Source organism: Corynebacterium glutamicum ATCC 13032 (genome assembly GCF_000011325.1).
Lineage (GTDB): Bacteria > Actinomycetota > Actinomycetes > Mycobacteriales > Mycobacteriaceae > Corynebacterium > Corynebacterium glutamicum.
Genome location: NC_003450.3, coordinates 2,113,827 through 2,134,312 on the forward strand (window position 1 = coordinate 2,113,827; position 20,486 = coordinate 2,134,312).

Consider the following 20,486-nt stretch of genomic DNA (forward strand, 5'->3'; position numbering starts at 1 on the left):
TGTGCGGGTGCTTTAAAGAAAGCAGTTAGAAGATTTAGGCTTCCTCAAGCTTCAGGGTCTTCTGGGTGCGTGCCCACTGCTGCTCAAACAGTGCTGGCTCGGAAGCAAGCTTCTTGCCGTAGGAAGGGATCATGTCCTTCAGCTTGTCGCCCCACTCGATCATGCGGTCACCGAAGCAACGCTCAAGCAGCTCGATCATTGCGGAAGGTGCGATGGATGCTCCAGGGGAAGCACCGAGCAATCCGGCGATGGTGCCTTCGGAGTTGTTGATCAAGGTGGTGCCGAATTCCAGGGAACCGAACTTAGGGAATCCTGCAGGCTTAATAACCTGAACACGCTGTCCGGCAACGATGGTCTCCCAATCGCCGTTTTGTGCCTCTGGCATGTACTCGCGAAGAGCATCCATACGCTTGTCCTGGTCCTTGAGAACTTCAGTGACAAGGTACTTGGTCAGATCAAATTCCTGAGCAGCAACGCCAAGGTAGGAAGGAATGTTGTCTGGGCGGATGGACTTGAACAGGTCCAGGTAGGAGCCTTCCTTCAAGAACTTAGGGGTCCAGCCACCGTAAGGTCCAAAGAGCAGACCCTTTTCACCCTCGATAACGCGGGTGTCAAGGTGAGGAACAGACATTGGAGGAGCGCCAACAGATGCCTTGCCATATACCTTGGCTGCGTGCTGCTCGATCAGTTCCTCGTTGGTGCAACGAAGCCACAGGCCGGATACTGGGAATCCAGCGAAGCCCTTGACCTGTGGGATGCCTGCGCTGCGAAGCAGATCCAGTGCGTATCCGCCTGCGCCGACGAACACGAAGTTTGCCTTGATGGTCTTGGTGTCGCCAGTGTGTACGTTCTTGACGGTCACGATCCACTTTGCGCCATCAGCCTTGATGCTCTTGACTTCGTGGCCATAGCGGATTTCAGTGCCTTCAACTTCAGCTGCATCCAGGTACTGCTTGGTCTGAGCACCGTAGTTGATGTCGGTGCCTTCATCGATCCAAGAGATTGCTACTGGATCAGAGAAGTCACGGCCCTTTGCCATCAAAGGCAGCTTCTCGGTGAAGGTAGCTTCATCGTCAGCGTAGGTCATGCCCTGGAAGAGTGGGTGATCCTTCAAAGCTTCGTAGCGAGCCTTGATGTATGCAACCTGATCTGCGCCCTGGCCGAAAGATACGTGAGGAACAGGGTTGATGAATTCCTTAGGATCAGACAGCACTCCCTCTTCAACGAGGTGAGACCAGAACTGACGGGAAACCTGGAACTTCTCGTTGATTCCTACAGCCTTGGCAATTTCAACCTTGCCCTTAACCTCTGGGGTGTAGTTCAGCTCGCATAGAGCAGAGTGGCCGGTTCCTGCATTGTTCCACGGGGAGGACGACTCTTGTGCCGGTCCATCCAAACGCTCGAAGACGATCTGAGTCCAGCTTGGCTCCAGCTGACGCAGCATTGCACCCAGCGTGGAGCTCATGATACCGGCACCAATGAGAACTACATCTGCCTCATCGGTAATCCTCGGTGCGTTCTTCGGGGAATCTGACATGTTCAACTTCCTTTTATCTCCGCGAGTTCTCTGCCGAACACCAACACAAGGCGTCATCTCATAAATGATCGCCAGCACCCGAATGCAAGTGTTGGCCATATTTTTGACTGACGCGTGGGGCGTTACCCTTCTTGTTTCTTACAAGAAAGCGTGGGTACACATTGTCCGTGAATATAGAGTGTACGCCTGCCACCTCGAGCTGAATAAACAAGCACGGGATATTCCCCTTTCTCATGCGAATTCCTCCCCCGCGCTACCCCCTCCCCCAATTTGCAAAGTTAGTAAATGTGCAATTCGCAAACATGAGTAGTATCGCGGAAGTTTCACCACGTGAACATTTCAGTCGACTCGCGCACACCACACCAACAATCGACCTATCGTTATACGTATGAATCAGATGCAGCAGTGGAAACCAGACTTCCTGGGAGAGGGCTACCAAAACCTCACCATCGAGCTCGGCGACGACCCGGATAATGAAACAGATGTTGTGACAACGGTTGTGCGCTACAACCCAGACAATCACGCGGACGAGTCTTTTGCTGCCCGCCCAGCGTTGCTGTGGGTTCACGGCATGACGGACTACTTCTTCCACACTGAATTCGCGGAGTTTTTCCACAATGCCGGTTTTGCTGTGTACGGCATTGATCTTAGAAAATGTGGACGCTCCTACCGTCCAGGACAGCAGTGGCACTACACCTCTGATCTTGCCCATTACTTCCCTGACTTAACAGCTGCTGCCGAGGTCATCTCTTCCACCCACCCTGAGCTAGTCCCCGTCGCCCATTCCACTGGTGGACTCATCGTTCCTCTGTGGATGTCCCAGATGCGCACAAGCAATCCAGCTGCCATTGAGAAGATTCCAGCGCTGGTCCTCAACAGTCCGTGGCTGGACATGATGTATCCACCACTGTTCATCAAGCTGATCACCCCTATGGTGAGGGTGTTGGGCAAACGCTCCCCCACAACCATCATCCCAGGCGGAGGTTTGGGAGCATACGGAAAATCGATCCATAAGAACTTTTACGGCGAATGGGACTTTGACACCACCATCAAGCCTGTAGAAGGACATAAAAAGAGCATCGGATGGCTTCGGGCAGTCATGGCTGGCCAAGCAGAAATCCATCACGACCACGTGAATGTCGGAGTGGACGTGCTCACGCTGTGTTCAAATAAGTCCTGGTTGAAGTCTGAATACACAGAGGACACCAACACTTCAGACGCGGTTTTGGATGTGAAACACATTCAAAAGTGGGCTCCTCATTTGAGCTCGCCATCGTCCAGGGTTGATGTTGAGATCATCGACAACGCTCGCCACGATATTTTCCTCTCAAGGAAACCCGCCAGAGATCACGCCTCTGAAGTACTCAACAACTGGCTGCAATCGAAGCTTTCCAGCCTCAAACCATCTCAATAACACCGCGAATTATAGACTGAACTGGTACTTGGGAAGCTTTTTATAGTCATATGCGTTGAGATACGTGGACGACAAAGCACCAGTTAGTTGCCTTCCCAGTCCAGCCCACATCCGATTTCTAAATTAGGAGCACATCTTATGTCTGAGCAGCCAGCTTCCATTAAGCATTATGACCTCATCATCATTGGTACCGGCTCTGGAAACTCCATTCCTGGACCAGAGTTTGATGATAAATCAATTGCCATCGTGGAAAAGGGTGCTTTCGGCGGAACTTGCCTCAATGTGGGCTGCATCCCTACCAAGATGTACGTTTACGCTGCGGATATCGCTCAAGAAATTCAGGAGTCTGCTCGCCTGGGTATCGATGCGACGGTCAACAGCGTGGATTGGCCTTCCATCGTCAGCCGCGTTTTCGACAAGCGCATCGACCTCATCGCGCAAGGCGGCGAGGCTTATCGACGTGGCCCCGAAACTCCAAACATCGATGTGTATGACATGCACGCATCGTTTGTTGATTCCAAGACAATCTCCACTGGTATTGCCGGCCAAGAACAGCTGATCAGCGGTACTGACATTGTAATCGCAACCGGCTCCCGCCCTTACATCCCTGAAGCTATTGCAGAGTCCGGCGCACGCTACTACACCAACGAAGACATCATGCGCCTGGCACAGCAGCCTGAATCTTTGGTGATTGTTGGTGGCGGTTTCATCGCTTTGGAATTTGCTCACGTTTTTGAAGCGCTTGGCACCAAGGTCACCATCCTCAACCGCTCTGACGTGCTGCTGCGCGAGGCAGATGCAGACATCTCCGCGAAAATCCTCGAGCTTTCCAAAAAGCGTTTCGACGTCCGCCTCAGCACTGCGGTCACCGCAGTACACAACAAGGCCGACGGCGGCGTGAAGATCTCCACCGACACCGGCGACGACATCGAGGCAGATATTTTGCTCGTTGCCACTGGTCGCACCCCTAACGGCAACCAAATGAACTTGGACGCCGCAGGCATCGAGATGAACGGTCGTTCCATCAAGGTTGATGAATTCGGTCGCACCAGTGTTGAAGGCGTGTGGGCGCTTGGCGATGTCTCCTCCCCTTACAAGCTCAAGCACGTAGCCAATGCGGAAATGCGAGCAATCAAGCACAACCTTGCCAACCCTAATGACCTGCAGAAGATGCCACATGATTTCGTGCCATCAGCTGTTTTCACCAACCCTCAGATCTCGCAGGTCGGCATGACTGAGCAGGAGGCGCGTGAAGCTGGCCTCGACATCACTGTGAAGATCCAGAACTACTCTGATGTGGCTTATGGCTGGGCCATGGAAGATAAGGATGGATTCGTTAAGCTCATTGCCGATAAGGACACCGGCAAGTTGGTCGGCGCGCACATCATTGGTGCTCAAGCCTCAACACTGATCCAGCAACTGATCACTGTCATGGCATTTGGAATCGATGCACGAGAAGCTGCAACCAAGCAGTACTGGATTCACCCTGCTCTTCCAGAAGTCATCGAAAACGCTCTTCTGGGGCTAGAGTTTTAGAAGCTTACGCAGCCGTAAGTTTTGAGTATCGAAAAATTTCCACGTCAAGTTAACTGCGTTAATAAAGGTGGAGAATAAGTTGTTTCCAAGATCAATTCAAGGAAAGTTGCATTTTCGCAGGTCAGTGTTACCCCCTAAGACTACCCCTTTCCATTGCATACAAAGGAAATACATATAGACTTTTGGGCATTAGATTACCTCGATAAAAGTTTAGGGAATCTAAATTCATTGATCAAGACTTGCTGTCGCCTAGCTCTAATTCACTTGAGCCCGGCTGCTAAAGGTCAAGATCATTGAATGCACTACTTGCTAGCAGTCATCTGAAAAAACGACGTTGGTTCGTAGTCGCTGGAAATTTAATAATTCCTCCGTCCCCTTCAACTAGGGGGTGGAAACCCGACTATTTCCGAAGGACTATTCTCATGCGTTCTTTCCGTACCGCGGCAGTTGCAGGCCTTACTGCAGTTGCACTTTCCGTAGGTTCCGCCACCGTGGCAACTGCGGAAGAATCTGATCAAAACCTCTCATCCGGCTTCTCAGCACTTTCTTCCGGTGGCGCAGCGGCCGTAGGTGAGGACTGGGATGCAGACCAGCCCGTCACAGGTGAAGACATCTTTGGTGAAGAGCACGAGCGCGATAACGAAAACACCCCAGCGTGGGCTAAGAACATGTACGATCTAACCGTCTTGGGTGGCATTGCTTCCCTTCTCGGTGTCATCGTATTCCCCGCTTACAACTACTTGGTTTACACCGGTGTTATCAAGGGCTAAATCGCCTAACCTCTATCTTCATCTATAGCTTAGCTTTACTGAAAGGCTTTTCATCATGCGTAAATTCCGCAACACTGCAATTGCACTAGTTTCTGCAGCTGCAATCACCTTGGGTGGCGTTACCGCTGCTACCGCTCAGGAAGACGAAACTCCTCCTGCAGCAGAGACCGAGACCACTTCTCCTTCCGGTTCCTCAGGCTCTTCCTGGAACGACTACAACGAAGAGTACGAAGGCGACCAAGAGGGCTACGGAATCGACGGCTTTGGTTCTTCCCGCGATGACTCCGGAGAAGAAGTTCCACGTTGGTTGGAGACCTGGGGCAAGGTATTTGACGCTTTGACCATTACCTCCGTTCTTGGTCTTGTTGTCTTCCCTGTTGTTAACTTCCTGAAGTACAACGGCCTCATTAAGTAATCTGCAATTTCCTGTCAAATTGCTAAAGGCATTAATCACATGTGGTTAATGCCTTTTTTGATTGCGTAGACTAGGAAGGTACGTCAACTTCCATATCTTTAGTTTGCGAAAGCGATCAACTTAAAACACGTGTCCGGTTTTCTTACTCCCCCAGCTACACCCCATATTCGGACGGCAACTGCCAGTATTGCTACCGCAGTTGCCGTAGCACTGTCAGTGTTCGCTGCTGCACTCATTCCAGGAAGCGCTCTGTATTCTGTGCTGACCGCTGGAGGGGTGGCACTTGGAGCAGCATCAGGCGTTGCCGCGTTACGCCATCGCGGAGGGCTTCGCATTTTTCAATGGCTGTCTGCGCTTGGTGGAATCGTCATTTTGCTGATCGGTATCGTAGTGGCAGTTGCAAAGTTTGGGGCCTCGGCAAAACTTGCCACGTTAGGCCTGGTGACCTCGTATTATCTCATGCCGTCTGCGGCATTGGCCTGTTATATCGGAGGGCTTGGCCAGCTACCAGCCAAATGGATTGCGCCAGCGTTTATGGCTACGGCTGGTGCAGGTGCTGCGGGATGGTTTTCATTGGGGGCAGGCACCGGTTTTGAACGGTTCCTCATTGCTGTTGCAGCGGTGTTTTCACTGATGGGATGTGTATACCCAGTGTGGGGATGCGTCGTAAAGCGTCCACGTCAAGTGGCTGCATGGCTGGTCGCGCTGGCGGCCCTGGTGCTTGGGGCGCTCATGCTTTTTATGGTGAGCATGGTGGTGGCGCCGGGTTTGCTGTGGCTGCAGCCCACGACGGTCGCATGGGGTTTTATGATTGCCGGGGTTCTTGCGACGGTCGCAGGCTTGTGGCCTAGGCGTTTTTAGACGGAATCGTCTGGGAGGGTGAGGATCTCATTGCCGTCTTCGGTGATGACAATGGTGTGCTCGAACTGCGCGCTGAACTTACGGTCAACGTTTTGGACAGTCCAATCATCTTCCCAGATCTCGTAGTCGAGGGAACCAAGGTTGATCATTGGCTCGATGGTCAAGGTCATGCCTGGCACGAGCAGATCGCGGTACTGAGTGTTGTCGTAGTGCAGCACCACAAGGCCGTTGTGGAAAGTTGGGCCGATGCCGTGTCCGGTGAAATCGCGGACCACGTTGTAGCCAAAACGCTTGGCGTAAGACTCAATGACACGCCCAATGACGTTGATTTCACGTCCAGGCTTTGCTGCACGGATGGAACGCATCATGGCTTCTTCGGTGCGCTCAACCAGCAGGCGGTGTTCTTCAGAAACATCACCCGCTAAGAAGGTGGCATTGCAGTCGCCGTGGACGCCGTGCTTGAACGCGGTGACATCGATGTTAACAATATCGCCCTCTTCAATGACGGTGGAATCAGGAATACCGTGGCACACGATCTCATTGAGGGAAATGCATGAGGACTTGGTGAATCCCCGGTAACCAAGATCTGAAGGGTATGCGCCCATATCGCAGGTGTACTCATGCACAATGCGATCAAGTTCATCAGTGGTCACGCCTGGCTTGACGGCTTCGCCCGCGATTTTCAGTGAGTTTGCAGCGATGCGAGATGTCTCACGCATCTTCTCGATGACCTCAGGGGCCTGCACAAAAGGCTCACCGATTGCTTCTTGGACTTCGTCCTTCCACACATATTCTGGACGTTCAATATGTGCAGGTACTTCCCTGATTGGGGTAGGAATTCCGGGTACAAGTGGTGCGCGCATTTTAGACATGGTCACCATGCTAGTCGCCTGAAGCGATGACAGGTAAAGCGGGTTGGATGGAGGCTATTTTTTAGCCGACTGGCTGCTCTTCAGCTTCACTGACTGCAACTTCTCCCCCTGCGCGAAGCTCATCGAGTTTCACAAAGAACTGATCTGTCACAGCGGCAGCCGCTTCGGAGCCTCCGCCCAACACCACGAGGGTGGCAAAAGCGATGTCATCTTCGCGGTAGCCGGTGAACCACGCATGGGAGCCTTCGTTGATTTCGGCTTCACCTGTCTTTGCGTAGATCTGGCCACCGGTTTGGCGCATGCCACGAGCGGTACCGTCATTGACCACGGATTTCATCATCCGCTGCACATTGGCAAGGACTTCTGGATCAAGCGCCAGAACTTCTTCACTGGCAACAGTTTCATGTCCAGAAATCAGCGTTGGCGTGGGAACTGAACCGGTGGCTGCAGTGGAGGCGACCAACGCCATGCCAAAGGGACTTGCTAGGTCAAGACCCTGGCCGTAACCAGATTCGGTACGGTCCAACACGATGTCACCTTCAGGCACCGATCCCGTCATGGTGTCAAGGCCTGGGATTTGATAATCAATTCCGAGGCCAAACTGCTTAGCCACATTTTTCAGTTGGCCTGGCTCCAAGTTGGTGGAAATATCCGCGAAAGTGGTGTTGCATGAATTGGCAAAAGCATCATCCAATGAGGTGTTGCCCAAGGAGAAGCTGTTGTAGTTGGTGACAATTCGGCCGTAGATATTCATGGTGCCAGGGCATGGCACAATGCTGTCTGGAGTTAATCCTTCATGCGCCAACCCCGCGGCTGCAGTGATGATCTTGAATGTCGATCCCGGTGGGTATTGTCCCATCAGCGCAACATCGCCGTCTTTGTCAGCTTCATCTGTTTGGGCCACTGCGAGGATTTCACCAGTGGATGGCCTCATGACCACCATCATGGCTTTCATCTCAGCGCGCAGGTCTACGGCTTCTTCCGCTGCTCGTTGAACGTTGTGATCCAGGCTGATCCTCACGCTGGGGGCAAGCTCTGGGGCGTCGTAGGCGATATCATCAATCACCGCACCATTGGAAGTGACAATGGAGGCGCGCCAACCATTGGATCCTTCTAATTCATCTTCCACAATGCGCGCAACGCGAGACACAATATCCGGAGCAAAACCTGGGTCGGTGGCTACCATGGATGCTTCCTCATTGAACGTCAGCCCCGGAATCCCCGCTAGATCCTGTTCCATGCGGGCACCCAAATTGGCATCAACTGTGGTGAGTGAATAGGTGGAATCGCCAAGATTGCTCATAATGTCTTCGACATCAAGGGTGTTCACATTCTCATCAGTCGCATGGGCTTCATTCAAATAATCTGCCACCCTCTTGACCACCACATCGGCATCCCCTGCGCTGGGATCAACCAAAACTCGGTAGATACTTCCCGGCGCGAGAACCGGAGCTCCATCGGAGGAAATTACGTTGGCTCGCTGCGCTTCAATGGCGCGCAATTCCAGGTGCTGGTTGGCGCCCAGTTTGGGGTGCACGAGGGAAGGTTCCCAACGCACTGTCCATTCGTTGCGCATCTTGGTCAGCGTCATCGATGAGTCGTAGGAAACTTCTCTGTCTCGGGGAAGCTTCCACACCACGGAGAAATTGGCGGTGGCGATGGTGTCCCGGGAATCCACGGAATCCAAAGTCAGTTCAACGCTGTCTGCTTGCAGACCATCGAAACTGGTGCTGAGCATTTCTGTGGCAAGGTCAGCTTGGTCGGTGATGTCCGCAATAGTGTCGAAATCTTGCGATGCCCAAGCTTGAAGGAATTCCTCTGCGATGGGGTCTGCGGTATCAGGACGAGGTGTGCACGCGGTCAGGCTTCCTCCAGCAAATGCCACCGTCATGCACAACGCCATCAGTGACCTGCGCTGCACCTTGTTCATGGAGTGAAGATTAGCAGCGTGCGCTGGTGTGATCGGTTACCAACACGTGTGCGTCTAGATAATTCCGCGCTGTCTGGCTTCAGCTACCGCAGCTGTTCTAGAGGTGACATCCAGCTTGTTGAACACATGCCCCATGTGACTTTTCACCGTGGCCTCAGTGAGGAAAAGTTTCTTGCCGATTTCTCTATTGCTTTGCCCTTGCGCCACCAAGGACAGCACTTCAATTTCTCTGGCACTGAGAGCAGTCATGGGGTTGTTCATCCGCCCCATGATCTTGCTGGCGACCTGCTTTGAAAGCACTGATTCTCCCCGCGCGGCATCGCGAACACCGGCAATGAGATCTTCTGGGGAGCTATCTTTGAGCAAATACCCCACGGCACCAGCAGATACTGCGCCCACCACATCGCCGTCTGTGGAGTAGTTGGTCACCACCAGTACCTGTGGCGGGTTGTCCAGCGCACGGATGCGACGCGTTGCCTCTACCCCGCCGGCGACCTCGATGCCTGGTTGATCACCAAAACGCAGATCCATCAACACCACATCCACCCCGCCTTCCGCGGCGCGCGCAACGGCATCATCTGGGGTGCCCACCATGTCCACTATCTCAAAATCATCTTCACTCACCAGCAAGGAGGCAAGGCCTGCGCGAACAACGGGATGATCATCAGCCAACAGAATACGGATCACTTATCTTGGTCCTTTTGTGGATAGGGAAAACGGGCGGAAATTCCAGTTCCCGATCCGATTGTAGATTCAATAATTATTGTTCCGCCCAGCCCTTCAGCCCGGCGTTGCGCTGTGGGCAGTCCAATGGATTTTTTACGGATCACTTCTGCCACATCAAATCCCTGCCCATTATCGATGACATCTAGAAGTATTTGATCATCTTGATATGTCAGGGTCATTTTTGCAGAATCTGCCTGTGCATGCCGCACCACATTTCCCAGCAGCGTTTGGGCAATTCGTACGATCTCTGCCTCCATCGCATCAGGTAATACCCGTGGGGATCCGTCGACTTCAAACGTGATGTTCTGTCCCATCGGGGTGGTCGACGACAGTCTGGCCAACGCCACCGGCAGATCCGCCCCAATGAGTGGAGTCGGTTGCAGCGCAGCAATGATCTGCCTGGTCTCCGCCAAATTATCAGCTGTCGTTTGCCTGGCCAACCGTATATGGCTTAACGCCTGCGGATCATCCACCCGTTTTTCCGCCGCATGCAACAACATCTGAATCGAGGACAACCCCTGCGCCACAGTGTCATGTATTTCGCCCGCTATGCGGGCTCGTTCTGCCTGCTCGCCAGCGCTTTTCGACGCCCGGATCGCCGACGCACGTGCGTCGACAAGCTCCTTTAAGGCTTGTGCCAATAACTGAAAACACGTACCCATTACCCACGCCACCAACGCGCCAAGGATCGGACCGGTGACAACGCCAACAGAAAACCCCAGGTGCATAGCCAACGTAACCACCGCGATCGCCGTCAGTATTGCAATGATGATCGCGGATTTCAGCGGTGTCGTGATCAACACTGCGAGGAAAAACATCGGAAACACCAAATACGCAGGCTCCGGTCCATCCCAAATCAGGCTCGCCCACAACAAACTCAGCACAAGAAACCACGCCATAGGGTGATTCTTAAACGGCGAATTCGGGACCACACCCGCCACATAAACCACGCCATAGCCAAAAGCGAGCACCCACACACCCCAATGGCTGGCACGCCAACACACCAACACCAACAAAACGGCAATGAGTAAATGCAATCCCCAAATGAGAACTCTCTCAATTCGGGCGATGGTCGCTTGGCTAGTTTTCACGCCACCACGATAGATCAACTAAGTATGAACGCGAATCCGACTTTGGTCGTACTGCAAGAATCGACCAGAGCCCGATTAAAAAATGCCCCCGCGCAACGAAACTAGTAATCATGTTTCAAGGACTAAAAGAACTCACCGCAGCAAAAGGCCGCACGCTGCTGATCACCGTCACCGTCGGGCTGATCGCCGTGCTGGTTACTTTCCTCTCTGCCCTCACCGCCGGGCTTGGCCACCAATCAGTATCCGCACTGAAATACCTAGCGGGTGATAATGAACTTATCCTCGCCGATTCCGGATCCACCACGCTTTCCGCGTCCACGCTTTCTGATCAAGCAGTTGCCCAACTCGAAGACGAAGGCGCACAGATGCTGTGGCAGGTCCGCGACCGAGTAGCAGACACCCCCACCATGCTCCTCAACTCCCCTGACCTTGCGCCTGGTGAAGTATCCCTTCCTGCCGAACTCGCTGATTCGGAACTCGCTACTGCGCATGATGTAGTGGATTCTTCCAACGATCTGTACCTCGATCACCTGCCCGTGGTATTGATGAACACCTCCGATTTAGCCTCACTCGCGCAAGTCCGAGGCGTGACAGGACCAGCAGGCGCATTCGCCTCTGACGTTGCGCTCCCCTCCGACACCGTTGCGCTCTCTGGATCCGAACGGTGGAACGCATCCGCCTCCTACCAGGGCGAACAGATGTCACTCAACCTCATGATCGTCATGCTGTATGTCATCTCCGCACTCGTGCTCGGCGCATTCTTCACCGTCTGGACCATCCAACGCCTCCGCGGCATCGCCATCTCTAGTGCTTTGGGAGCAGCCCGCCGAGTACTTATCGCCGACGCTCTCGGCCAAGCCATCATCGTCTTAGGAATCGGCATCACCGCAGGCACATTGATCACAGTCATCTCCGCATTCGGCATGGGAGACGCAATGCCCGTGGTCATCTCCTCCTCCACCACGCTCTTCCCCGCACTTATCCTCGCCGCAGCAGGACTCATCGGTGCCGCCATTTCACTCGGCCCCATCCTTCGCGTCGAACCACGCTCCGCACTCATGAACGCATAAGAAAAGGAACCTCACATGACTCTCCACGTTTCAAATCTCAATCTGACCGTCGCCGACGGATCCACCTCACGCACCCTGCTCAACAACATCACTTTTGATGTCCAACCAGGCGAAGTCGTCGGTATCACCGGCCCATCCGGCTCCGGAAAATCCACCCTACTCGCCGTCCTCGGCTGCCTCCAAAGCGCCGATTCCGGCACCGCGACGCTCGGCGACATCGACCTGCTCAACCCCCAAAACCGAGCTGCTTTACGACGCAACCACCTAGGAATTGTCTTCCAACAGCCAAACCTGCTCCCCTCGTTGACTGTCCTCGACCAACTGCTGCTCATTCCCCGGCTCGGCAGGATCCTCCCGCCCAGCCGCAGCGCACGCACCCAACACAAAGACAAAGCCCTTTCACTTCTGAACTCCATCGGACTCGGCGACTTAGCAAAACGCAAGGTCAGCGAACTATCCGGTGGACAACAAGCCCGCGTCAACTTGGCCCGCGCGCTGATGAACTCCCCCAAGCTCCTGCTTGTCGATGAACCCACCGCCGCCCTCGATCAACATTCCGCCAGCGAAGTCACCGAACTAATCGTCTCGATGGCCCACCAATACAACGCCCCCACACTGTTTGTCAGCCACGACATGGATGCAGTCAACACCCTTGACCGCAGCATCGAACTTGTCGACGGTCACCTCCTCACACCCCACACCCTGTAGCCAAACTAAACTGGTGTGCCCGCGGATCTCATTTTTTAGATCCGTGGGCACTCCTGTCTGGTGTTTTTCTTGATGAGTCCTAATCCGCCATTTAAGAGGTCGAAAATCTGAATGGGTCAAAGTATGGTTCCGACCGTTTGAGTCGCTCAGAGGCGATTCTGAGCGGTCACTTTTTCCAGGCTCCGGTGCAGTTTTTCTGAAGTCCCGCCACAGACCAAACCAGGTGACCGAAAAACTTCCGCCGATCGATTTTCGGCCATATAGGACGGTATTGCTCAGCCAAAACCAAACCAGGTGACCAAGAATTCCCTCGGGAACTTTTCTTGGTCACCTGGTTTGGTTTCCCTCTGCCGCTTCAGGGGGGAACTGTCGAAATAGGCCAAAACCGCCTCCGCAGTCCTAGCTTTTGGTCTCCAATACACATTTCCCGACCGACAAAGTGTCATTGCAGACCAAAGACGCCTCGAAAAAGGCGCCTCTTGGTTTAATACTCACGTTCCCCACCAGTCATCTGGTTTAGTTTACGGAATTTACCCATCAAAAAAGCACCCGACTAACCAAACCAGTCGGGTGCCTTAATTAACCAAAACTTACTTGGTTACCTTCACTTCAGCCTTCATACCGGAAGCACTTGCTGCAGCGAGGACTTCTGGGTCCATTTCCTCTGCGATACGCATTGCTTCTTCGATGAGGGTTTCCACGATCTGGGATTCTGGGACAGTCTTGATGACTTCGCCCTTGACAAAGATCTGGCCCTTGCCGTTACCGGATGCAACACCGAGGTCAGCGTCGCGAGCCTCACCTGGGCCGTTAACAACGCAACCCATGACAGCGACGCGCAGTGGAACTTCCATGCCGTCGAGTGCTTCGGTGACTTCTTCAGCAAGTGAGTACACATCGACCTGTGCGCGGCCACATGATGGGCAGGACACGATTTCCAGCTTGCGTGGGCGCAGGTTGAGGGACTGCAGAATCTGGTCGCCAACCTTGATTTCTTCCACTGGGTCAGCAGAAAGAGACACACGGATAGTGTCGCCGATGCCCTGGGACAGCAGAGCGCCGAATGCTACGGAAGACTTGATTGTTCCCATGAACTTGGGACCAGCTTCAGTAACACCGAGGTGCAGTGGGTAGTCGCTTTGTTCAGCGAGCTGGCGGTAGGCCTCCACCATGAGTACTGGGTCGGAGTGCTTCACAGAGATTGCGATGTCGCCGAAGCCGTGCTCTTCAAACAGGCCGGCTTCCCACATTGCGGATTCCACGAGAGCTTCTGGGGTGGCTTTGCCGTGGTATTTGTCCAGGATGCGCTTATCCAGGGATCCGCCGTTGACACCAATACGAATTGGAATTCCGGCATCGCCTGCAGCTTTTGCTACTTCTTTAACGCGACCATCGAATTCCTTGATGTTGCCTGGGTTCACACGAACGGCGGCGCAACCTGCATCGATTGCCGCGAAGATGTACTTGGGCTGGAAGTGGATATCTGCGATCACTGGGATCGGAGACTTCTTTGCGATGATCGGCAGTGCTTCCGCATCAACAGTCTTTGGGCAGGCAACGCGGACGATGTCACAACCGGTGGCTGTCAACTGTGCGATCTGTTGCAGGGTGCCGTTGATGTCGTGGGTTTTGGTGGTGGTCATCGACTGGACGGAAATCGGGTGATCCGAACCAACGCCCACTTTGCCGACCATGAGTTGGCGTGTTTTACGACGTGGCGCCAACACTGGAGGTGGGGTCGGAGGAAGGCCAAGGCCGATTGGGGTAGACAAGTTACATGCTCCTAGAAAAGGAAGCCGCACAAAGGTCTGTGTGCTTCCGGACAACGTTCTGGGTTAAGTCAGTTATGGCAAAATTGTATCACCGTCACCTCTTTTAACATCGGTGCCGGCAGTTCAATTCCGTATCGTTAGCCAAAGAGTCGGATGGGATTGACCACATCGGCGACAATGACCAGGCCTCCCACTGTCATCAGCAAGGCTGCGACAGCTACGGTGACGGGCATTAGTTTGGTGTAATCCGCTGGGCCGCCCGCTGGTTTTCCGCGCAGTTTGCGGAAGAAGTCGCGGATTTTTTCATAGATCACCACGGCAATGTGTCCGCCATCAAGTGGTGGCAGCGGCACGAGGTTAAACAGCGCGAGGAAGAAGTTCAGGCTGGCCAGCATCATCATGAACATGTCCCACATGGAACGTTCGACAAATTCGCCGCCGATGCGTGACGCGCCCACCACACTCATGGGGCTTTCTACATCTCGTTCTGCACCGAAGATGGATGCGACGACCCCTGGGATTTTCGCCGGGAAGGCTTTGAGGCCATCCCACGTGGCGCTGATCATGTCGCCGGTGAAACGTGCAGTTGCTCCCACACCCTCGATTGGGCCGTATTTTTTGTACACATCGGTCGGTGGAAGGCTCGACATGCCCACCGCGCCGACGGTAATTTCTGAACCGTCAGAGGCGAGACGGGTGACAGAGGCAACCTGGAGGTCGACGTCGAAAAGCGTTCCCTCCCGTTCAATCGTCAGCGTTGCCGTTTCGCCTGGGAGCTCGAGGATCGCATCGCGGATGGCGGTGAAGCTTGCCATCTCTTGGCCGTTGACGGCCAAAATCTTATCGCCGTGCTCAATGCCGGCGTCGCCCGCTGGGCCTGAACCTACGCAGGAGGACAGTTCAGTTGCGGAAATTTGGGTTTCCGGCACGCACTGAACGGTGTCGACTGTCGCGGTGGTATCCACATCCGGATTCGGGATTCCGGAGCTCACCGCCACGCCGTAAAGCACCAAAAAGCCGACGATCAGATTCATGATCACGCCGCCGGAAAGCACAATTATGCGCTGCCACCAGGGCTTTAGATACATGGCGCGCGGCAGGTCTTCCGGATCAAGTTCATCTTGGGCAGTCATCCCCGCGATGTCACAAAAACCGCCGACCGGAATCGCTTTAAGGCCGTACACGGTTTCGCCGCGTCTTTTGGCAAACACCGTCGGGCCGAAACCGATGAAGAAACGCCGCACTTTCATTCCGAAAATGCGCGCTGTGATGAAGTGCCCCCACTCGTGAAGCGCGATGGTTACTGCGATGCCGAGGAAAAATAATACGACACCAAGAAGATAGGCTGCCACGAGGCGGAAGCTCCTTAGCTTACAAGTTGGTTGCCAACCGGTTGATCAAAGCATTCGCACGCGCGCGTGCCTCAGATTCGGTTGCCAAAATATCATCGACGTGTGATGCTACACCAGCAAACTGAGAAGCTCCTTGGAGGACCTCGTCCACCACGTCCACGATCTGCGGAAACTTGATTCGCCCGCGCAAAAACGCCTCAGCCGCCTCCTCGTTGGCGGCGTTATACACCGCGGGGTACGTGCCTTTTTGCTTTGCGACGTGCCTAGCCAGCTGCACCGCAGGGAATGCGGCATCATCCACCGGCTCAAAAGCCCAGGTATGAGCAGCGGTGAAATCCAGCGCCGGCTGAGCCTTCGGCACCCGATGTGGCCAATCAAGCGCCAACGCGATCGGCAGTTTCATCGATGGTGGCGACGCCTGCGCGATGGTCGCACCATCCGTAAACGTGATCATGGAGTGGATGATCGACTGCGGATGCACCGTCACATCAATGAGATCCGCATCCGTTTCAAACAGCAGGGTCGCCTCGATGAGTTCGAGGCCTTTATTAATAAGGGTGGCGGAGTTCAACGTGTTCATCTGCCCCATCGCCCACGTTGGGTGCGCTGCTGCCTGCTCGGGAGTCACCTCCCACATCTTCTCCCTGGTCCAGCCCCTGAAAGGTCCGCCCGAAGCTGTCAGCACAATCCGCGCAACCTCATCACGAGTACCCGAACGCAAACACTGCGCCATGGCAGAGTGCTCCGAATCGACCGGAATGATCTGCCCCAGCTTTGCCTTTGAGGTAACAAACTCACCACCGGCAACCAGCGATTCTTTGTTAGCCAAGGCAAGATGCGCACCAGATTCCAGAGTGGCCAGCGTTGCCGCAAGCCCCAAAGAACCAACCAGAGCATTAAGCACAGTGTCGGCCTTTGTGGTTTCCACCAGAATCTTCGCAGCATCGGTTCCAGAGATGATCTCGCCGCCGAGAGCCTTCGAAATTACTGCGGCAGCCTGTGCATCAGCAACCGCAACCTTGTCTGCAGCCAGCCCCAACTGCTGCGCCTGCGAAATAACGAGGTCTGGCTGAGAACCGCCCGCAGCGATACCCACCACCTCAAACTTGTCTGAATTATCAGCAATAACGTCCAGCGCCTGAGTTCCAATCGAACCAGTGCTTCCCAAAATAAGGATCTTTTTAGTCACGACTCCCATTCTTGCACTTGTTGGGTAAACGCACCCACTACACCCATTTGGGGCAATCCAAACGGATGGGTTTCAGGTTATGCCTGCATGATGACTGCGAAAGCGCAGTTGGAAACCTCACAACACCACTGGTTTTTTCGCTTGACCGCGCAAAATATGAGAACATAGTGAGAGTTAAACCAAGTTCTGTAGGTGCTTGTTGCAGCGGGCGCGAAGGCGTACCACTGCAACTTGCGAATAAAGGAGTAAAACGTGGCTGGTTCCTCCCACACGATTGAGCCTGAGATCTACCGCGGTGTATCCACCCTTGATGAGCCTTCGGCTGCATGGGGATGGCACGGTCTCAAGCGCAACACCATCCAACTCGCTGGCTGGATTTCCGTTCTGTTCATGCTTGGATACAACTTCGGTAACCACAAGGGCCACGTTGAAACCATCTGGCTTCTCGTCATCACCGCCCTTCTGGTCATCGGCCTGCTGATCCACCTGTTCGAGCCAAAGCTCTCCCAGGTTCGCACCATCACTTCCCGCAACAAGCCTGTCGGCCACGTCGAGCCAGACTGGACCTACGACCAGGCAACCCTCACCGGCACCTGGGGTAACCTCACTGACTCCCAGCTTCGCTCCGTCAACATCGAGCCAAGCCGTGTCGCTCACCTGCGTGCTGCAGATTCTGCGAAAGAACTAGACAACTAGTTTTTTAAAAAGAAAATGCGGGTGCTTCGAGATTTTCTCGAAGCACCCGCATTTTTCTATTTCACGTGAGTTTTCACCTTGTCGAAGATCTCCGGAAGATCCTTCTCCACCTTGCGAATACACACCTTAGCAACGCCGATGTACACAGCTACTGGGAGAATAATGGCCAGCACCTCCGCGAGGATGATCATCCACATCTGATCGGTAACCAGACCAAAGATACCCAATGCGATAGTAGGAATCGTCGGGATCCATCCCAGTAACAGTGCGGCAAATGCTCCCACGAACGCAGCACCGGAATAGCCACTTCGATCGCCCCAAGGACTCGTGCCTGGCTTAGAAGTCGGATACGGATTAAATGTGGTGACCAACAACGCTACAGCCGCACTGGAGATAAAGATCCCCAGGCCAATAAAACAGATCAGCACAGCGGTGGTCTTATTCTCCGCGAGCACAATGGTGATGATCATAAACACCACAATTGACACACTTCCCGGCAGCATTGATGCCCAGTGCCTGGGCATCAACAACGTTCGGGCTTTGACACCAGCAACGATATTTAGCCACAACGAAGGGCCGTCATAGCCAAAATCATTGGTAGCAACGGATCCTGCGAACACTGCCATCATGATCAACCCAACATAGATCATGAAAAACTCAACGGTGAAGCTCTGGAAAATAAACAGCACGCCAAGAAGCGGGAACACAATCATTGATCCCAACAACCTGGAGTCCCTGAACATATAACGCAGCGACCTCGAGAAAATGGCACCTCCAACTGACCAAGGAATACCTGGCAGAAAGAGAACCTTCTTGCCTTCACCGGCGCTGTCTTTAGCGCTTTGCCCTTGCCCACCTTGGTCCAGCGGCGCAGTGAGCGCGCGATTAATCAGCTGTGACCATAACCAGAAACCAGCAGCAACATAAACAAAAGCCAGCAATGTTAACAGGCCTGCCTCACCCCACAAACCAACAGCAAAAGCCTCAATAGCACCTGCACCCGCCCCAAATGGTGTCCACTTTGTATAAGCCCCAATGGCATCGATTCGACTCATTCCATCCGCGCCAATCAGCATGTTATAGCCAACAACAAACACCATGAAGACAACGGAAGTAAGAACTGTACGGCGATCATTACTCACCCTAGAAGAAGAACCCGAGGTCAACGCCCCAAGCAACTCACCCAAAAGCAACGTAGTAACCAGCGATACCGCCATCATGAACACGATCATCGGCCACGAACCAACAGGTAAAAACACCGCAGCAATAATGGATGTCGCCACCGTACAAATCACCGCAATAATCCCCCGTGACTGCAGGAGCGTACCGATAGCGAATCCAGGCAATAATTGCTTCGCCGATAGCGGCATGGTGGAAAATGCAGTCGGATCCAGCTGCCCCTCACCTGACGGCCACATAAACGCAGCAATGCAATAAGCCACCATGCCGACCGAGACAACACCAGCAAGGATGCCCATGTGGTCTTGCCCAAGCCCAAGAGCCAAAAAGATGCCGAAACCAAACAAACCCATCAAGGCGTAAAAAGATATCAGCGACATCATCACTATTGCCGCTTTATTTCCTTTAATAGTTCTTCCCCACAACGTCAGCTGTAGTTTCAGAAGTGTTTTAGTCATTTACTCAGCCCGATCCTCGTTCTGATTTTGGCCTTCGCTATGGCCTTCGGACGCACCCAACCAAGATAGTGACCCCTCTTGAAGAGCAGCGCCTCCAACCGCATCAACGAAGACATCCGTCAAAGATCTGCCCCGACGAACCTCATCCACATGTCCGGCAATCTCCACCACTCCCCTGTTGATGATGGCAACGTGATCGCACAACCCCTCAACCAATTCCATGACATGCGAACTCAAAACGACGGTTCCACCCGTTTGCGCAAAGTTCTTCAAAATCTGCTGAATCAAACGACCAGACACCGGATCAACCGCTTCCAAAGGTTCATCAAGGATGAGCACTTTCGGATTGTGAATGAGGGCCTGGGCCAAAAGAATCTTCTTCGTCATGCCGGCGGAATAGTCGACGACTCTCTTGCCCGCTGCTTCTTTAAGCCCGAGGGCCTCCAGCAATTCCTCACTACGTTGATCAACAATGCCTTCATCCAACTCACGCAATGCCCCGACATATGTGAGCAGTTCTTTGCCAGTCAAGCGATCAAAGATGGGCAAGCCATCTGCCAACAATCCCATGCTTCGTTTTGCATCGTTTGGCTCTTCCCACACATTGAAACCCGAAATCCACGCGGTGCCTTTATTCGGCCTCAGTAAACCCGTTGCCATGGACAGCATGGTGGTTTTACCTGCACCATTAGGTCCAACGATGCCGTAAATGGCTCCTTTGGGGATGTCCAGATTGATATTGTTCACTACTGTTGCATCACCATAGGACTTGGTTAAGCCCCGAACTGCTAATGCTTGCGTAGTCGGATCAGTCGGACAAATCTGTGGGGTTCCTTGCGAGTTTTCAGGATCAGTCATCGGAGATGAACTTCTTTCGATTCACGTGTCGGCGGCTATGTGCGTTAGTGCA

At 53.7% G+C, this 20,486-nt stretch carries 18 protein-coding genes; 8 read left to right on the forward strand and 10 right to left on the reverse strand.

The window, feature by feature from the left end:
• Positions 1-34: 34 nt before the first annotated feature.
• A complete protein-coding gene (gene mqo / locus CGL_RS09955) occupies positions 35-1,537 on the reverse strand; it encodes a malate dehydrogenase (quinone) (RefSeq protein ID WP_011014814.1) in 1,503 nt (500 codons plus the stop codon).
• Between the two features lie 397 nt (positions 1,538-1,934).
• On the opposite strand from mqo, the gene CGL_RS09960 reads away from it, so the two are divergent.
• The 5 genes from CGL_RS09960 (at position 1,935) to CGL_RS09980 (ending at position 6,533) form a co-directional block, all read left to right on the forward strand.
• Positions 1,935-2,951 carry an alpha/beta hydrolase gene (locus tag CGL_RS09960; protein ID WP_003861718.1) on the forward strand — a complete coding sequence of 339 codons (1,017 nt, stop codon included), beginning with the start codon at positions 1,935-1,937 and terminating at the stop codon, positions 2,949-2,951.
• A gap of 138 nt (positions 2,952-3,089) precedes the next feature.
• Entirely contained in the window at positions 3,090-4,487 is a 1,398-nt protein-coding gene (gene mtr, locus CGL_RS09965) for a mycothione reductase (RefSeq protein ID WP_011014816.1), read from the forward strand.
• Between the two features lie 422 nt (positions 4,488-4,909).
• A complete protein-coding gene (locus CGL_RS09970) occupies positions 4,910-5,257 on the forward strand; it encodes a hypothetical protein (RefSeq protein WP_011014817.1) in 348 nt (115 codons plus the stop codon).
• Positions 5,258-5,312: 55 nt separating this feature from the next.
• Entirely contained in the window at positions 5,313-5,672 is a 360-nt protein-coding gene (locus tag CGL_RS09975) for a hypothetical protein (RefSeq protein WP_011014818.1), read from the forward strand.
• Positions 5,673-5,801: 129 nt separating this feature from the next.
• Positions 5,802-6,533 carry a hypothetical protein gene (locus tag CGL_RS09980; RefSeq protein WP_011265857.1) on the forward strand — a complete coding sequence of 244 codons (732 nt, stop codon included), beginning with the start codon at positions 5,802-5,804 and terminating at the stop codon, positions 6,531-6,533.
• On the opposite strand, the gene map is transcribed toward CGL_RS09980, so the two are convergent.
• The 4 genes from map to CGL_RS10000 all read right to left on the reverse strand — a co-directional run bounded on the left by map (position 6,530) and on the right by CGL_RS10000 (position 11,152).
• Positions 6,530-7,405, reverse strand: a complete 876-nt coding sequence (map, locus tag CGL_RS09985) for a type I methionyl aminopeptidase (protein ID WP_020948601.1) — start codon at positions 7,403-7,405, stop codon at positions 6,530-6,532. The two genes, CGL_RS09980 and map, sit on opposite strands and share 4 nt — an antisense overlap.
• A gap of 61 nt (positions 7,406-7,466) precedes the next feature.
• Entirely contained in the window at positions 7,467-9,335 is a 1,869-nt protein-coding gene (locus CGL_RS09990) for a penicillin-binding transpeptidase domain-containing protein (protein ID WP_011014821.1), read from the reverse strand.
• 54 nt (positions 9,336-9,389) lie between these two features.
• The gene (locus CGL_RS09995) at positions 9,390-10,022 is read right to left on the reverse strand and encodes a response regulator (protein WP_011014822.1); all 633 of its coding nucleotides are present in this window, start codon (positions 10,020-10,022) and stop codon (positions 9,390-9,392) included.
• Complete coding sequence (locus CGL_RS10000) at positions 10,019-11,152, reverse strand: sensor histidine kinase (RefSeq protein ID WP_003857531.1); 1,134 nt, start codon at positions 11,150-11,152, stop codon at positions 10,019-10,021. The genes CGL_RS09995 and CGL_RS10000 overlap by 4 nt, the downstream gene beginning before the upstream one ends.
• A 110-nt stretch (positions 11,153-11,262) precedes the next feature.
• Here CGL_RS10000 and CGL_RS10005 point away from each other — a divergent pair, with 110 nt between their 5' ends.
• Together CGL_RS10005 and CGL_RS10010 are read left to right on the forward strand one after the other, a co-directional pair.
• Complete coding sequence (locus CGL_RS10005) at positions 11,263-12,222, forward strand: ABC transporter permease (protein ID WP_011014823.1); 960 nt, start codon at positions 11,263-11,265, stop codon at positions 12,220-12,222.
• Between the two features lie 15 nt (positions 12,223-12,237).
• Positions 12,238-12,930: an ABC transporter ATP-binding protein gene (locus CGL_RS10010; protein ID WP_003857536.1), complete on the forward strand. Its 693-nt coding sequence runs from the start codon at positions 12,238-12,240 to the stop codon at positions 12,928-12,930.
• A gap of 590 nt (positions 12,931-13,520) precedes the next feature.
• Here the strand turns inward: CGL_RS10010 and ispG are convergent.
• The 3 genes from ispG to dxr form a co-directional block, all read right to left on the reverse strand.
• Entirely contained in the window at positions 13,521-14,702 is a 1,182-nt protein-coding gene (gene ispG / locus CGL_RS10015) for a flavodoxin-dependent (E)-4-hydroxy-3-methylbut-2-enyl-diphosphate synthase (RefSeq protein WP_003857537.1), read from the reverse strand.
• 137 nt (positions 14,703-14,839) lie between these two features.
• Entirely contained in the window at positions 14,840-16,054 is a 1,215-nt protein-coding gene (locus CGL_RS10020) for a M50 family metallopeptidase (protein ID WP_011014824.1), read from the reverse strand.
• A gap of 19 nt (positions 16,055-16,073) precedes the next feature.
• Entirely contained in the window at positions 16,074-17,252 is a 1,179-nt protein-coding gene (gene dxr / locus CGL_RS10025; RefSeq protein ID WP_011014825.1) for a 1-deoxy-D-xylulose-5-phosphate reductoisomerase, read from the reverse strand.
• 243 nt (positions 17,253-17,495) lie between these two features.
• On the opposite strand from dxr, the gene CGL_RS10030 reads away from it, so the two are divergent.
• Positions 17,496-17,939 carry a DUF2631 domain-containing protein gene (locus CGL_RS10030; RefSeq protein WP_003857542.1) on the forward strand — a complete coding sequence of 148 codons (444 nt, stop codon included), beginning with the start codon at positions 17,496-17,498 and terminating at the stop codon, positions 17,937-17,939.
• A 56-nt stretch (positions 17,940-17,995) separates the two neighbouring features.
• On the opposite strand, the gene CGL_RS10035 is transcribed toward CGL_RS10030, so the two are convergent.
• Together CGL_RS10035 and CGL_RS10040 are read right to left on the reverse strand one after the other, a co-directional pair.
• Positions 17,996-19,576, reverse strand: coding sequence for a hypothetical protein (locus CGL_RS10035; protein ID WP_011014826.1), 1,581 nt, complete (start codon positions 19,574-19,576; stop codon positions 17,996-17,998).
• A complete protein-coding gene (locus tag CGL_RS10040; protein WP_003861735.1) occupies positions 19,577-20,434 on the reverse strand; it encodes an ABC transporter ATP-binding protein in 858 nt (285 codons plus the stop codon). It lies immediately after the preceding gene.
• Positions 20,435-20,486 lie beyond the last annotated feature (52 nt).